This window comes from Salinigranum halophilum, from assembly GCF_007004735.1.
GTDB lineage: Archaea > Halobacteriota > Halobacteria > Halobacteriales > Haloferacaceae > Salinigranum > Salinigranum halophilum.
On record NZ_SSNL01000006.1, the window covers coordinates 508,808 to 525,128 of the forward strand.

General features: G+C 58.5%; 9 protein-coding genes and 1 pseudogene. 3 read left to right on the forward strand and 7 right to left on the reverse strand.

Translation table 11 applies throughout. The features are described 5' to 3' along the window. Positions 1-524: 524 nt before the first annotated feature. The 3 genes from E6N53_RS17585 to E6N53_RS17595 are packed head-to-tail and all read right to left on the reverse strand — an operon-like array spanning position 525 to position 6,723. Positions 525-2,051, reverse strand: a complete 1,527-nt coding sequence (locus E6N53_RS17585) for a primase-associated protein (protein WP_142860787.1) — start codon at positions 2,049-2,051, stop codon at positions 525-527. Continuing rightward, the gene (locus tag E6N53_RS17590; RefSeq protein ID WP_142860788.1) at positions 2,048-2,932 is read right to left on the reverse strand and encodes a bifunctional DNA primase/polymerase; all 885 of its coding nucleotides are present in this window, start codon (positions 2,930-2,932) and stop codon (positions 2,048-2,050) included. The genes E6N53_RS17585 and E6N53_RS17590 overlap by 4 nt, the downstream gene beginning before the upstream one ends. Next, complete coding sequence (locus tag E6N53_RS17595) at positions 2,929-6,723, reverse strand: ATP-binding protein (protein ID WP_142860789.1); 3,795 nt, start codon at positions 6,721-6,723, stop codon at positions 2,929-2,931. Before E6N53_RS17595 ends, E6N53_RS17590 begins: the two co-directional genes overlap by 4 nt. 607 nt (positions 6,724-7,330) lie before the next feature. Between E6N53_RS17595 and E6N53_RS17600 the strand changes: the two genes are divergently transcribed. Further along, positions 7,331-7,690, forward strand: a complete 360-nt coding sequence (locus tag E6N53_RS17600) for a hypothetical protein (protein ID WP_142860790.1) — start codon at positions 7,331-7,333, stop codon at positions 7,688-7,690. Between the two features lie 881 nt (positions 7,691-8,571). On the opposite strand, the pseudogene E6N53_RS17605 reads toward E6N53_RS17600, so the two are convergent. Further along, positions 8,572-8,814, reverse strand: a pseudogene (locus E6N53_RS17605) (heavy metal translocating P-type ATPase); the annotation flags it as partial. A gap of 177 nt (positions 8,815-8,991) precedes the next feature. On the opposite strand from E6N53_RS17605, the gene E6N53_RS21145 reads away from it, so the two are divergent. Then, positions 8,992-9,168, forward strand: a complete 177-nt coding sequence (locus E6N53_RS21145; RefSeq protein WP_201741185.1) for a hypothetical protein — start codon at positions 8,992-8,994, stop codon at positions 9,166-9,168. A 369-nt stretch (positions 9,169-9,537) separates the two neighbouring features. On the opposite strand, the gene E6N53_RS17610 is transcribed toward E6N53_RS21145, so the two are convergent. The 3 genes from E6N53_RS17610 to E6N53_RS17620 form a co-directional block, all read right to left on the reverse strand. Then, positions 9,538-11,190: a COG1361 S-layer family protein gene (locus tag E6N53_RS17610; protein WP_142860791.1), complete on the reverse strand. Its 1,653-nt coding sequence runs from the start codon at positions 11,188-11,190 to the stop codon at positions 9,538-9,540. Between the two features lie 184 nt (positions 11,191-11,374). Further along, positions 11,375-12,172: an ABC transporter permease gene (locus E6N53_RS17615; protein WP_236639633.1), complete on the reverse strand. Its 798-nt coding sequence runs from the start codon at positions 12,170-12,172 to the stop codon at positions 11,375-11,377. Further along, the gene (locus tag E6N53_RS17620) at positions 12,156-13,091 is read right to left on the reverse strand and encodes an ABC transporter ATP-binding protein (RefSeq protein WP_142860913.1); all 936 of its coding nucleotides are present in this window, start codon (positions 13,089-13,091) and stop codon (positions 12,156-12,158) included. Before E6N53_RS17620 ends, E6N53_RS17615 begins: the two co-directional genes overlap by 17 nt. Positions 13,092-13,839: 748 nt before the next feature. Here E6N53_RS17620 and E6N53_RS17625 point away from each other — a divergent pair. Next, complete coding sequence (locus tag E6N53_RS17625) at positions 13,840-16,056, forward strand: efflux RND transporter permease subunit (protein WP_269090107.1); 2,217 nt, start codon at positions 13,840-13,842, stop codon at positions 16,054-16,056. Positions 16,057-16,321 lie beyond the last annotated feature (265 nt).

Here is a 16,321-nt window from a genome sequence, read left to right on the forward strand (position 1 = left end):
AGCACCTCTCCATTGCTCCCACGAGTGACGACAGACACTTCCGGAAATCACCCACACGACCTCTCCTCCAAATCTGACACCTTCCCGAATCCGCTCGTCCACGGACAGCCCCCCTCTGCCTAGGTGCCCCACCAGCCGTTGCATATTGCATATCGACTCTTTCTTTGGACGATTTTGGCGATATGCAAGGCGAAATGACGTCCTCTCATTGCACTAAAGTCCCGTCGGGCCGATTTGAGGCGGTGAAAATCACCTCGACGAATCCACAAACAAGCTTGTAAGCCAATAATTGCTCGACGAAGGGGTGAGGAGGCTGAAATCAAGCGTTTTCGAATTTCTGCAGATGTGTCTCTCATCTGTCCGATACACCGTGCTGTCTCTCTCGAATCCCCTCGAGCCGAGAAACACCCCCGGTCCCCCCGATTTCGGGTGTGTTAGCCGCTGAAAATTGCTCGACGGAGATTCGGAACAATTGGATTCCGTACTGTGATAGAGTTCTAGAAAATCAAAGATATATCTGAACGTCAGAACTGTTCAGTCGTGTCGGTCGAACCCCTGTCGACTTGCTCGTACATCTTATCTGGGAACGGAAGACTCCCCCAGATCGAATAGGGACATTGGTCTTGACCGATGCAGTAGCGCTGCAGGTCGTCGTTGTCGCAGTTCATCGGCAGCGGCGTGTCGCCGCCGATCGTGTTCGAGAATTCGTAGCGGACCTGGTACTCGGTCTCGTGCTCGTCGTACCAGGGCCATCGCGAAAAGAGATCCTTTAGATCCGTAACGATCTCGTCGAGGCTGCTCTCCCGATACTGTGGCAGCCACATCACCATCCGCGCAAAGTTGTAGAGGTCCTTTCGGACGGGTTTTTTCTCATGCAGTCGGGCCTCCATATTCGCCATACAGGGGAGTTCGAATACGTCTTCGATGTGCGTCACCTCTATCTGTTCCGAGCTGGTCCCTGATCGCCCGATACAGTACGTGTTGACGCGATCGTCGCGGTCGATCGTGACTGCCGAATGTGACTCGTGATCGGTGAGGCTCTTCGCAAGACCACTCGGACTCGAGATCCAGTCCGTTACGGAAGATTCCCAGTCGTCCTGGGCGTCGTACGCGTCGACTGCTCGATAGAGCTCTTTTGCGGTGTGGAACTCTCCTTGCTGGACGACATCATCGCGAGCATCACGGAGAGCTCGTCGAAGCACGCGGATCAATCGCTCGCCAGGTTCCCAGTTTCGCCAGATTCGCTCGTGATGGCCGGTTTCGACAAAACGGTCGATCTGCTCCGTGATGGCTGACTCGTTCGTGGTCAGCCACGTCAACTGATCCTCGGAAAGCCCGCCCTCCTGAACGACCAAGAGCTTCTTGAACGCCTCCTTTGCGTAGTCACGATACTTGCTGTCGAAATCACCGACGGGGACGTACAGATGATTGTTTTTCACTCGCGTCAGTATCTCTCTCGTCTCCCCTCCGTCGTTCGCAGACTCGGCTGCTGCCCGAACGAGACAGTTCCGTGATGCCGAAGCCATTGGAATTTCGAGGTACAACCCATCCCCGAACTCTGCCAGCTCCGTGATGCCCGTGCAGACTCGACCCGGATGTGGCCCATCCTCACTTGGCTGTTTGCTGTACAGCACCTCCGCGATATCCTGTTGAAGCGACCACTCACCGTACGAGCTGATGAGTGACGCGAGATTGTTGACGTACAATTCACGGATGTCGTAGAGTACCTGGATATTTCGTGGTGAGGTGTGCTCGAATTTCGGGTGTGCTTTCACGCAGACCGCACTCAGTGTCGCGAGCACTGCAAGCGTCCCTGGCTCATCGACGAACGGTTCCTCGGCCGCGTCGGAGCGTACTTGCTCTTTGAGCGCAGCCTTCCCGAACCGCTCGATATCGTTCACGAGAGCAGTGGGTTGGCCCTCGCCGTCGACGATGTAGCGATTGTAGCCCCGCGTAAACAGCTGGTTGATGTGTGATTCCCTGTATTCTGTGGGGAGCGCTGCAATCCGATATGCGACGTCCTCGTCGTCACGGGCGTTACGCGATTTCATCCCGAGATTACCTCCGGCGTCGCTGACCGAACGTCGAATTCCGGACTTTCGATGGGTTGGACGATGCGACAGACGTCGGCGTGGAGTGAGTAGGGAAGGCGGGCGACACGCCGGCGGTCAGCCGTCACGACCGGGTCAATCGGGATGTCATACGTCTTGAGGAGAAGGTCGTTCAGCACCTCACGGCTCTGTTCGTCGTATCGGTGCGCAGGGTCAGTATCGAGGAGGTAGACGTGGACGCCCTGCCCACTGTAGACGACCATTGTCTCCTCGGCGTTGAACTCCTCGGTGAAGATGTCGCGGACCTCAAACCCGTACTCGATAGCACGGTTGACGTCCTCGAAGGCATACGGATACCCCGTTGGGGCCGAGTCGATAATTCCTGAAGCCTCGAGGAGCGTCCCCTTTGTCTGATTGTCTCCAGCCTCCGAGACGTCACCTGCTGCGCGTTCCCAAGCGATCTCTTTGGCGTCGATGTCGACAAGAAGGATCCACGGCCGATCCCAGTGATCTAGCGCATAATAGACGGCATCGGGACGCGGGTCTGGTTGCTCCAGCACCGCCGGATCAGCGAGGGCGAACGGGCTCCATCCGAGGGGATCGTTTCGAGCAGGGTGCCGAATGAACTCCAGAACGTCTTCGAACGTACTGAACTCTGCAGTCGCCCGGTTTCCAGATGCATCTGTTTGCCAGGTACCGCGTCGGATGAAGTTCTTGTCAGGGGCGTTTTCTGTGCGAACCGGATGTGGGTCTCGAAAAGAGAGTGCGTACTCCTTCGGCCCGTCCGCCGTGATGAACTCAGGGAGGCGGTCGACGTAGCGAGGGAATTCTTCGGCGTAGTAGGTGTAGAGTTCCTCACGGGTTGCCTGTCGCCACGTCATTGGTTGACCTCATGGTCGAGGTTTTTGAACCCACGAACAGTGGTCATGCCCGCTGCATCGAAGTCTTCGACAGCGTCCCTGATCGCCGAAAACGAGCGTGCGTCACGCCCGCTGACGCTCTCGTCGATCCGGTCCCCCTCAGCAAGTCGATCGAGCACTTCGAGCGCTGTCTCGCGATTGTTGAACGCCCAGATCGCATCGGCGTCCACCGCGGCGAGTTTGTCGAAGTCGTCAATCGATGCATGGCTGTTGTTACTCGGGAGTTCAACCTCGCCGACCCACACGAGTTCACCATCAGCATCGAGGCCCGCAACGTCGAACACCGTCTCCTCATTGTACTCGTAGTATGGCTCGACCTGTTCGACGCTGTCGAGGGAGTTTATCCACTGTTCGAGTAGCTTCACACCGACCTTATGGGGTGTCTTCTCTCCGATGTCTCCCTGACCAGGACCGACCTTGAGTCGCTGACCGAGCAAGTCACGCCCTGCCGGGAGAACGGTGTAGTATTTCCGACCGCACGCTTGGCACTCCTCCACCAGGTCTTGCTCTACGAGTCGTTGGACGTCCAGATCATCGAAGTCGTTCTCGAACGAACTCATTGAATCAATGAGTCTATGATCTGGTGCGTCGCCGTTCATCACGTCGAGAACGCGGATCAGGAACCGGATGTCGTCGTGAGTGAGGCCACGCCGCCGGAGTTCCTCATCTGCGACAGGTACACCACCGTCTCGTACTGGCGACGGCCCGCGCTCATCGACAGGTGACCCTTCTTCACCGACTGGTTCATCCGTATCAGTTGCTCCGGAATCGCGATACGGTGAGTTGGTGTCTGTGTCCTCTTCATCCTCATCTTCATCGACCGTTGAATCGCTGGTTGCCTCTCCGATGAACGACGATTGTGTCGGGTCTGTGGCTGTCGACCGTTCGTCGTTCGGTCTACTTCCCCAGCCCTCACCTCCCACACTCTCCGATTCACCGGTATCCTCTGCAAGCCCGTATTGGACCTGTGTTCGTTCCGTCAGTTGTGGGAGGACATCGGCCTCGAACTGCGCTTCTTGTTCAACAGAGAGCGGGTCATCACTCTCTGGATGTCCGGGTGCAATTGGGAGCGACTTCAGAGAAAACGGGGCTGGACCCGTCTCCCCGAACAACGGACTCGGGAGCTGAACAATCCACTCTCCGTTGGGGAGCGTGTTGATCCGATTCCGGAGGTCGGTCGGGCTCAGGTCTTCGTGAGCGAGTGACTCTATGAGATCACGATCGATCGAGATGTTCCCGATGATTTTGGTCTTAATATTGTTGAGCAGTTCGTTGTAGGCTCGCTCACTCCGCTCTCGAACCTGACCGGGGAACTGCATCATCAGCCCCATGCTCAGCCCGAACGACCGCCCCTGCGGAAGCAACTGTTTTGAGACGAGCTTCGTTGACGCAATGGGCGCCGCCTCTTCGATGATGAGATTGGTGGTCTTGTCGTAGTCGGTGATGCCATCGCGACGACGAATCTGTACGGCGTCCCAGAGGTTGCTCAATAACAGGAGCGTGATCGCTCGTTGTGCCTCCGGTCGGAGGTCTCCGATGTCGAACAATATCGTGACGTCCCTGCTCAGGAAGTCAGCAAAGTCAAATCGATTCCCAAGGTACTCGCCGTCACTCCCCGCGTCGCGTTGTTCCGGAACATGGTTGAAGAGTTGTCGAAGGTGGGTGTCCTCCATGAGTTTGTCAAGGCGATTTCCAACGGCATTCATCGACGTCTCGAACTGGTGGTCGTCCTTCGCTAAGTGTCGTGTCAGCGACTCCTCGACGTTCTGGTTGGCTGCCGAGATGGGTGGGATGATACTGTCTCGCTGCATCTGTAGTGCCGCCTCGAAGAGGTCATTGAGGCCGAAGGCGTCACTTCCGTACTCTTTGTCGAACAGCGCCTTGATCAGGTAACCGATGATCTCGTTGGCCACGAACGCCTGTTCGTACGTATCGCGCCCCATGACCATCCGAAGGATGTCGTGGAAGTGGTCGACCTTATCCTGAATCGCATCCTCACGGGGCCGTCCGCGTGCAATCGCAGGGCGGATGTCGAAAAACGAAACGGCCGGAAGGATTTCTGGAACGCGGAAGTAGTAGACATCGTCCACACTGCCGAATAGCTTGAAGTGAGCCCGAAGGTAGTTCACACACATCCCATCGCCCTTCGGGTCGAATGTAATCACGGGACCACTGGTTGTCGCTCGAAGTGAGAGGGTATCGTTGGTATTCGATGTGGACTTTCCGCTGCCAGTCGATGCGAATCGCGCGTAATGCATCGTCAACAGCCTCGGTGGGATTCGGACCGGGTCCCGATGGCAAGTCCTGTTCTCATCGAGGGCGTACCCGATTGCCATTCCTGTCTGGAACTGCTGAAGTAGGTCCGGGTTTGGCAGCGGAAGTGGACGCCGACTCTGTTGTTCAGCACGCGTCCCTCGGATGCCGTCTGCCGAGAGTTCCTTCGCAGACGGAACGAGGAGGAACTGAGCGAGTTCAGCTCCATCGAGGACGAAATCCGGGCGGGTCTTTCCTCGGCCAGTCACGACTTGTCGCTCCAGCACTCTGCTGAGGGCTGTCCGGGCAGCCTTCTCTCTCGTTTTCTCACGAAATCTTCCCGCTCGAAGCCGCTCTCCGCTCACTTGATAGAAGGGGCCACTCACCGAGTCGAAGACATGACAGAGTGCGTCCATCCGGTTCGCGAGGTGATCACGAGCTGATTCTGCAGTCGGGACACCTACCGCCCGGATATTGACGCTGAACGATCGCGTAGAATTCTTCTGTTCGATTGCGTCGATACGTTTGGCGACGGACTCACTGAGACGCTCCTTTGAGGATGATTCTCGTTCTAGTCCTCCATCGAGTAGCGTCCCCACGAACTGCTGAAAGACGGTGTCTCGTCCGTCAAGCAATTCTGCAACCCTGAGGTCGGCCTCCGACTGCCAGACGGTCCGTGGTTGGAAGACCACCTGAAACGCAATGGGGGACGTCGCCTGTGTCACGTGGTCGATGAGTGACGCGAGTGCCCGTCCGTTTCTCTCATCAACCGTCGATTCGTCACCTGAACTCTCACTCGTAATGTGGGGTAATGACGTCATCCAGTCTCTCGATCGGGTGGCCGAAGCAGACCAGTGTACGCCCACTGGTGAGACTGCATCGAGACTCGGGCGTGCGAGTATCGTCCCGTCGAACGTCTCGGTCGGCTTCGTGAGTGGGATCTCTGACGCTCCACTCGAGGCGTCACTGGGTGGGGCGAGTTTGAGTACCGTCTCTCCAGCCTGAACGGAGTGGTCGAACGCAGAGTTGCTCCCTGCGTTCTCAATCGAATCGGCTGCGTCCGATTGGTCTGGCTGTGAATCCGTCGTGTCGACCGTGGTTCGTTCACTCGCTCCGAACTCGTACCGGAGGTTTCCTGCAGTATACTGTTCGATAAAGTCCGGCCGTGTGAATTCGACTGGCTGAATAAGCCGTGAGGCGACATCGAACTCGACACGTGAAATCTCGAACGTCGATGGATAGATCGAACGCAGTCGTTTCTCGAGCGTATCGAGATGCCCATCCACACCGTAATAGAATTCGACAGGCTCGTCTGCTCCCTCACTCAACGTAAGGAACTCGAACTGCGTCGGCGCTGGAGTCCAGAAGGGATTCAACCGCTCGATTGTCCCACCCGAATTAGTTGTCTGGAGTGTATGTAGACTTTCGAGCAATCGCTGAACGTGTTCTGTGCTAATACGCTCAGACGTGGGCCGAACGCGGACGTATTCACGCCTCATTCCATCCCCCGAACTAGTCTGTCGTCTCGGTGACGGCCTCGGCACGGACCGGTGACCTCCTCGCGCCCGAACCACCCAGTGCGATCTTGACTCGTGTCCCAGATCGGCCCACCTCTGATCACGTCACACCTGAGACACTGCCAGAGTGACTCACTAGTATCAAACTCCAAGCCACGACTGAACTTCGTGAACTGATGCTCCGTGACGCTCGCACACTCGTGACAGGGAAGCGGGGTCAATGGGCCATCCACTACAACTTCATTTCTCGGCCACCATCGATTTCGATATTTCATACCGGTTCGAGGACCGTTGGCTTCGGAATCGTACTTAAACTTCAGCAGGACACTCACTTGAGAGGGCACGTACTCAGTATTTGATACTCGATTACTGCAGCTGTCGAGGATTCCGTGTTAGAACGTAACCAACAATAGCAGAGGACCGAGTCTTTGTTGGTTAAGACAGTGCACCACACCGATTCAAGGCGAGCACATGCAGTGAAATGTACAATCAACCTCCTAGCTGATTCGGCGTTCCGAATTGGTTACCAAATTAAACATTCGTCATACGCAGACACACTTATTCATCTCTGCGAACTCGGTCTTCGGACATGGGTCTCAGCGAAGAGCAAGTATTCGAAATATTAACTAACGAGTTAGAGAGCCGCGGCTTCCGATTCTTTGTCGATTGCCGATACGACTCTATTCTCCAGAAATACGAACGCCATTCAATCGTCATCGCGAATAGTGTTCCTGATATTCTCGGGATTGCCCCGGATGACTCTGTTGTTGGTTTTGAGGTCAAAGGGGACGATGACATCACGAAGGGAACCGCACAGGCTTCATCACTCCGTGCAGGAACGAATGTGTCCTTCCTCGCTGCAGATGCGTCCGAACTCTCACGATACAAAAGCCAAATACGCTCGTCAACACTCGGTTCGATAGGGGTCTCTGAGGCAGGGATTGAGTAGTGGGAGGAACCCAATGAGATCGAAAACAAATCCTCGCTTCAGGATGTTCGCGCTCAACTCACAGATGAGACCGCCACCGTGCCATAGGTCGGCACCGACACTACGGGCGCTTGTGGCGCACGAGCCCGCGTTATGACTAAAATCGCTCGTTTCAGCAGATGTAGCGTCTAGGTTGACTTGGAATTCATCGAGCAGGCATCACTGCGTCTGATGGGGCTCGGTATCCGACTTCACCTCACTAAATTATCGCTCTCGAATATAGTTCAATATTCATAGATGTTCGGTGAAAAACGTAGTTGAAAGGTCGTTCCCAATAGGGCACAGAAAGTGGATTATCAGGCCCCAGATGGTGTGTGCCCGAATTGTGTTGCGCTTGGTGGGACGGTGATTCGAGTCGTCGACAAACAATATTGACTGTGTGCTACAGTCGGTTCAAATAAATAAAGGCAGGCTTACCCCATATCCGGCTTTCCGCAAGGGGGTGGCCGCGTAAATAAGAATTTTCTCTCGGAGACTTCGTGAAGGTAATAAAGCACGAGGCGGCAACGCGACCGACCAAGCATGCGTCGATGCAGAACACGGCGTCATTCGTAATGACGCTCGGCGAGAGCGACGCCACGGCGTTGAACGACCCGTGAAGCAGTGTTGCGGCGAGCACTGAGTGCGCGCTGACGGTCGGGTAGGTACACAGCGGGGAGGCGGCGACCGTCCAGCCAGTCATCACGATAATCCTAGTGAACGGCGCGTTGGAGAAGTTGTGCCACTGGACAACGAGCGGGGTATACCAGATGCCCCGGACAGTGCCCGTCAGGATCGACAGTCGCCAGAATCCGAGCGGTGAGAGCGGTGAGTCGCAGACAGATGTACAGTCCGTCTCAACGTCACGAATAGCCCAACAGCCGCAGCCCGTTCAGCGAAACGACGACCGTCGATCCCTCGTGACCGATCACTGCACGGGGAAGAGGGATGCCACGGAGCAGTATCGTTCCGATCATGAGCGCAATCGTCCCGAAAGCGATGGCGAGATTGATCGTGAGCCTTCGGCGGGTCCGTCGTCCCAACCCGAGGACGTTCGGAATCTTGCTGAGGTCGTCTCCAATCAACACGACATCGGCAGTTTCAACGCGCTGTTGGGAGGTCGAGTAATCGAGGCCATGGTTCAGATTTCGTCCACGACACGATAGCGATTTAGCATGATGCTCGTCGAGTAGGAACTCCACCGTGAACTGTACTTACTGAGGTGGACGCGAGGTGGCACCCTCTGGGAGAAAAATTAACCGACGTTCGGGAGAGTACCCTGCATGGACCGCCGACGCAACCTCTACGTCGCTGCGTTTGTCGGGGCGTCGTTGTCGTATATTTTCAACGTCCTCGCGTTTACAGGCACGTTTGATCTATTCCGCTGGTTCGTGTTTGCCGTCGTCTTTCTCGGGTTCACGTATGGGTTCGAGGCGTTCATCGGGTGGCAGACTGGATAGGGGGCGTATCACCCCCGTTTGTTCACCCGGAGAGATACGTCTCGTTCTCACTGCGGGCTCCGGGCAGGCTCGAACCCCTGGAGGCCGAAGGACGTGATGAGAACCGCTCCGAGGCCGACGGGGCAGCCCGCGGCTGAGTTCGTGGCGCCGGAGGGAGAGGTCGTTGACGAGGTCGTCGAGCACGGGGACCCGTGCTGAAGCCAAGACTGCGAGCACGGCGGTTCCTGGCCCCATCGCGACCAGCACGATCCGACTGAACACGTCGGTCGACCAGTCGAGCGGGGTTGCGTTAGCTACGAAGTAGTGAGTACGCACCACACAGAGGAGCGTAGTGGTCGGTCGTCACGACAGCGCTCGGCGTCACGTGAGCTATCGACGGAGCCACCACCACCCCCCGCCGAGGACGAGGACGAGCACGAGTATTCCCGCCCCGAGAAGGGCTGTATTCCCCGGTCCACTCCGCTCGGTGACAGTAGCCGATACGACGTACGGTCCGTCGCGTATCCTGTCACCATCGGGTTCGCGAGCCGTCACCGTCGCCTCGATGGCGGTGGTTGTCGGGACCGCGTCTTCGGAGACCGTCACCTCGAAGAACAGCGTGGCCGACTCACCGGGCGCTAACTCCGCAACGTAGGCGGTGGGAGACTCGCTCGTGAACGGGTCGGTCGCGTTAATGTGGACCCGAACCTCCCGGTACCGGGCGGACTCGCGGTTCGTGAGGCGGACGGTGAGTCGGTTGTCGGTATCGACTTCGAACGTCGCGTTCACTGGGGTCAGCGAGAAGCGGTCGCGCTGGGGGGCAACCTCAATCGGCGTCTCGAGCGGGTCGCTTCGACGGAGCTGACCGCGCTGGTTCCGGTGGTGGACGGTCAGTTCGGCCTGGTGCGTCGTCGCTGCGGCGGATTCGGACACACGTACGTCGAACGAAAACGACGCCCGTCCGCCCGGTTCGATATCTGAGACGGCGACGCGAGTCGGCTGTGGGACCAGTTCGGGTGCCCCTGTCGAGAGCACCACGACAGGGTTTCTGACCGTCGTCTCGCCCGTGTTGACGACGGTTCCGGACAGGGTTCCGGTGCGTCCAACGCGGAGGTTCGACTGCACGTTTTCGAGTTCGAACGACTGTTCCGGTATGGGGCGGACGCCGAACGTGAGCGGGCGTGCCGTTTGCTCGACACCATCCGTGTCCTCGTACTGGACGCTTGCTCGGAAGGCGAGTGACTCGACATCGACGTTCTCGTCGACGGCGGCAGTGAACGTGGCCGAACGTGTCTCGCCGGGCCGCCACGTCCCGAGATACACTGCTGTGGTCGACGGCCCTTGCCCTGGTGAGCCCGTAGCCTGTTCCTCACCGTTGGTGGTAATCCGAGCGTTCGCTGACGACGAGGACAGCGAGACGCGGGCGTCACGGGCCGTCTCTGTCCCGACGTTCTCGAAGGTGACTGTGACACGCCCGGTATCACCCACCTGAAGGTCCGACTGCGTTCCCACAACGACGAACCGTGGTCGGGAATCGACGCGGACCGTGACTTCGTCCGTGATCGTCCGCGTTCCGTCAGCATAGCTGATGTCGTCGCCGTCGTACGAAATCAGCCGCGTGTACGAGTACGTGACCTCGACCGGAACCTCGTACGACCCCGGCGACACGGACTCTGGAACCGTGACGGTGACCGGTGGGAGGTTCGTCTTTCCTGGTGGAACGTCTCCCACTGTAACCGAGTCCGGACGGATATCGAACGGCAGATTGCTGTCGTCGATATCGACCGTCACGGCCCGTGCCGTCGTGACACGCTGTTCGTAGCGCTCCGGTCCGGCCTGCCGGAGGTCAGGGTCGTTCAACACCTCCAGTGTGAGCGACTGCTCGCCACCGGGCGTGAACTCGGGCGTCGACGTTGTCACGGAGAGCTGAGGCCATCCGAGGACCTGCCCCTCACCCGCCGTCTGGGCGATAGCGACTGGGGCGACGATACTCGACACGACGAGGACTGCGACGACCGCAACGAGGCGTTTGTGTAGGTTCATGAGTTCGATGGTGGTCGACCTGGGTGCGACGGTTCGACGGTCCAATACTGTGACGAGGGTGGCTGCTGCTCAGAGGACTGACAGGGAAGTGCTGGTGCCCCTCGTCGCTCCGCGCTCGGTTGGGACGCTCTGCGGTCGAGTGTCCGGCGCGTGGCCGAGCGACAGTCCGTCTCACCCAGCGACATCAGACGTCCCTCCGTTGGAAGACACCTAACGCCGCGATGACGAGGACAGCAGCCGCGATGAGGAGTACGATCGCACCACCGAGGTCGAGCGTCTCGTTCAGCAGAATCTCGGTGGGGTCGAAGTACCGGGTCGGGCTGAGCGTTCCCAGCCACTCGAAGTCGGTGTCGACAGTGACCGTATCGAGCATGAACAGGAGGAACACGATGGCGATACCGCTCCGCTGGGCGACGTCGCCGCGGTCGAAGAGGACCGACAACACGAGCCCGATTCCCGAGCACGCAAGCAGGTACGGAATCGACAGCAGATGAACCAAGAGCAGGTACCACGGGTCGATGACGTAGTCGATGGCCATGGAGGCGGCGAACACGAACACCGGAATGACCGTGTTGAGCGTGACGAGGGGGACTAACAGCGACAGGAACTTCTCGACTGCCAACCGTGTTCGCGAGACGGGGGTCGCGAGGACGAGATACAGCCGTCCGCTCTCGACGTCGTTCGCCAGCAGGCCGCCAGCAGCGTACGTGAAGTACAACCCGAGGAGCAACACCCAGAGGAACTGGTACAGTTCCGTCGAGAGGAAGCCCTCGATACTCGCGTAGGATTCGGCCCCGAACCCTTCGCGGAAGGCCTGTGGGAGGCTCTCGAGGAGCGCGTCGATCTCGGCCGTCGATTCGGCGAAAGAGGGGTAGATGTAGATAATCAGCCCGATGAACGCCGCCAACAACACCGTGAGCGCTGCCGTCCCTTTGAGCCGTTGGCGGGACTCGTACCGCATCGTCTCAAGCATCGTCGGCATCCCTCTGCTCACCGGTGGATTCCGTCTCCCCCGTGTCTCTACTCACGTCGCCGTAGAAGTGCATGAATACCTCTTCGATGGGCGGTTCGTCGATTTCCAGGTCGACGACATCGTGCTCGCCTAGCGCCCTCAGGAGGTCGTTGTACTCGCCCGTGAACGTGAACTGTGCCTCTCGACCGACGCGTTCGAAGGAGACGACACCGTCGAGTGCGAGGTCCGATTCGCGGAGCGGTTCGGCAGTGTGCAACTGGACCCGCTTCCCTCCACGCTCCAGTAGTGTGTCGACGTCTTCGACGGTGACGAGACGCCCCTGGCGGATGATGCCGACGCGGTCACAGACCCGTCGGACTTCACCGAGGATGTGCGAGGAGAAGAACACAGTCTTGCCAGCGTCGCGCTCCTCACGGAGGAACGTGTTGAACACCTCCTGTTTGAGCGGGTCGAGCCCCGACGTCGGCTCGTCCATGATGAGGAGGTCGGGGTCGTGCATGAACGCCTGGACGAGGCCGAGCATCTGCTTGTTCCCGGTCGAGTACTCCCTGATCTGTTTCTCGAGTGGGGGGGTGAACAACTCGAGCAACTCCTCGCGGCGACTGTCTCCCTTGAGCGCGGCCTGGTAGTCGAGGAACTCCTCGCCAGTGACGTTACGGTCGAACGCGGGTTCACCGGGGAGGAATCCGATTCGCCGTTTCGCCGCCCGCAGTTCCACCGGGTTACTGATGTCGTGTCCGAGTAGCGTCGCTGACCCCGCGGTCGGGGACTGAAATCCCAGAAGGGTTCGAATCGTCGTGCTCTTGCCAGCGCCGTTCGGCCCGAGATATCCAAACACCTCACCAGTCTCGACAGAGAAGCTGAGGTCGTCGTTGGCGAGGAATCCGTCGTACGCCTTACTCAGACCGGAGACCTCGATCGCGGTCATGATGGGTGGAGGAGTGGTGATTGGTTCACGGGGCACACCGTCCTGAACGAGTACACAGGATACAAATGTCAGATATAAATATGTGCCGACCCGAGAAGTTCAGAAGCGAGAAGGGCCCCTCGAAAGCAGGTTGTTCGTCGATGTGACGCCGGCTTCGAGCCTCGATTCAACGAGCAAGGCCGTCAGGGAGGTGCGGATTCCATTCGTCCACGTAGTTCGTTCTCAGGCGGTTTGACCTCTGTCCACAGCGACGACTATCAGACCGACCGGGGAACCGTCAGCCGTAGTTTCCTGTATACGGGAGGTGAGTCAACACGCTTGTCGAGCGATCAAACGAGCGCCTCGCTGTTCTTTTTTTGCGTTCTCGAATCCACAGCGTTCGGTCCGGCAGACGAAACATTCATGACTGCTGTATCTAACTCTGAATACCGTTCTCTGCTAACAGCGGTATAACGCTCTCTCACAACTGATGGATTTCCAGTGGCTCATCGACCGTTTTGATTCGGCGATTGTGGCGCGGCCAAAAACAGTTATTCTCCTGTTTTTGCTCCTGACCGTCGGGTTCGCGACCGGGTTTGGGTCGATCACGAGCGAAAGTGGTCAAGGGCAGTTTATCGAGGACCTCCCCTCGTTCCAGGCTGTCGAAGACATCAACGAGGAGTTCGGTCCATCGTTCCAAGCGGAGACAACGAGTACGACGATTGTCCAAGAGTCGACTAACGTGCTCTCGAAGCCTGCGTTACTCGATATGTTGAAGACGCGTGAGCGGATTCTCGCCTCTCCCTCACTCCGTGCGGAGTCGGTTTCGACGCCCGCTGAAACGGTCGCGACAACACTTGACCCTGCTGCTACGACCCCGGAAGCACAACATCGAGCAGTCGAACGGGCAACGGCCACTGAAATCGCGGTGGCAGTGCGGGAGGCTGCAGACGACCCCGGCTTCACGAACAGTCTGAGCGACGATTTCAACAGGGAGTCGGCCTCGGCTTCAGCGAGTCAGGGTAGCGTTACGCACCGTGCTGGCCCAGGCGCAGGGGAATCCGGTGGACCCGGTGGTGGCTCAGAGTTCCCGCCCAACCGCGTCGAGCGAATCAACGCTCTTGCACAAGACGAAGCCAGCAACATCTGGGTTCAGGGCACGCCGCCAGACACGACTGGAACGACGACTGCGCTCGTGTTACCGGCAGCGCTCGTACTCATTGTACTGTTCCTCGTGGTCGCGTATCGTGACCCCATCGATATCGGTATCGGGCTTCTCGCAATCCTGATGACCCTCATCTGGACGTTCGGGTTCATCGGTCTGGCTGGTATTCCCTTTGCGGTGTTGCTGATTGCCGTCCCCCCGATTCTGATCGCGATCGGTATCGACTTCGGAATCCACTCGATCAACCGCTACCGCGAAGAGCGTGTCCGTGGGTTGAACATCGACGACTCGATGTCTCGAACAACGAACCAGATGACAGTTGCGTTCGCGATTGTCGCAGGCACGTCGGCGGTCGGCTTCCTCTCGAACGTCGTCAGTGCGTTCCCACCCACACGAGATTTCGGACTCGTCGCCGCTGCGGGAATCGCGTTCACCTTCCTGATTTTCGGACTCTTTGTTCCAGCGGTGAAAGTCTCCGTCGACCGCGCCCGCCAGCGGTATCCGATTCCGACGTTAGCAACGACCCCGTTGGGCTCGGAGTCGTCGCCGCTGGGTCGGCTACTATCGGTTGGAGTCGGCGTTGCAAAACGTGGTCCCGTCGTCTTTCTCGTCCTCATGACGCTCGTCACGGTCGGTGGTGGCGTGTACGCGACCGGTGTCGACACGGGGTTTAGCCCGGACGACTTCCAGCCAGCCGAGGAGACGCCGGAGTACCTCCAGCTGCTTCCAGAACCAATCCGGCCACCCGAGCGGTTCGAGTACGTCCGTATCAACAACTATCTCGACCGCAACTTCGAGCAGGACGACCAGGTGTTGATGTACGTCGAGGGGCCGATGACGCGGGAGACAGCACTCGAAGACATCCATCGAGCGAGCCAGTCCCCCCCTGAGACGTTTCGCGCGACCGAGCGCCAAGCCGACAGTCGAAGTATCGTCACGGTGATTCAGTCTCGAGCCGAGCGTGACCCCGAGTTCCGCGCACTCGTCGAACGCAACGACCGCAACGACAACGGGATTCCCGACGACAACCTGCCGGTCATCTATGATGCCCTGGCCGACTCACCGAACAGCGATATCGACACCTTCCTCGCTGCTGACCGCCGGAGTGCACAGGTAATCTACACTGTCGACGGCGAGGCCGACGATGAGGTGGTGACCGACGACGCGTACAGTGTCGCAGCGTCATATCGGGCGTCGGCCCAGCCGACCGGCAGTGTCGTGATCTTCGACGAGGCGATCTCGCTCGTTCTCGAGTCGGTAATCGCCTCGCTCATCCTGACACTTATCGGGTCGAGTGCATTCTTGCTCGTGGCATACTGGACCATCGAGGGACGACCCTCGCTGGGCGTGGTCAACGTCGTCCCAATCCTCGTGACGATTGTCGCGGTGGTCGCTTCGATGCGTGCGCTTGACATCGCGTTCAACGCAATCAACGGAACCATCCTCGCAATCGCGGTCGGGATCGGCATCGATTACGCGGTCCACGTCGTCCATCGCTTTGCCGACGAGTACCACGAACGTCCGTTGTATCCTGCCCTCACACGGACCGTCGTCGGCACCGGAGGCGCACTCACCGGCAGCATGTTGACGACCGTCTTCGGCATCGGTGTGTTAGCCCTGGCACTGAATCCTGCCCTCGGCGTGTTCGGCGTTCTCATCTCGCTGAGCGTGCTGTACGCGTATCTGTCGTCGGTGTTCCTTCTGCCATCACTCCTTGTCATCTGGGAGCGCCTCGCGACCGACACGTCCACTGCAGTCCCGCTCGTCGACACCGCGACCGACCTCATCGCTGACCGGCGCCACCCATCGAAGGAAGACTGAGTGGGACGTGGACAGAATCCGGTGGGCCCCATTCTTCATCGCTCGGCTGGGACTCCAGCGTGCGTTGTGCCTCCAGCAACGTGCCCTTCCACGTGAACCCGTAGTGGTCTTTCGTCTGCTTCAACGACTCGTACTGCTTCTCGAGTGGTTCACGAAGACACGTCGGAACATCCGGTGTTGGTGATCTCTTCGAGAGGTCGTCGCCCATTACCCACATAGTCCCATTCGACACCGATCTGTGGGGTAACCGTTCGGGGGCGTGACA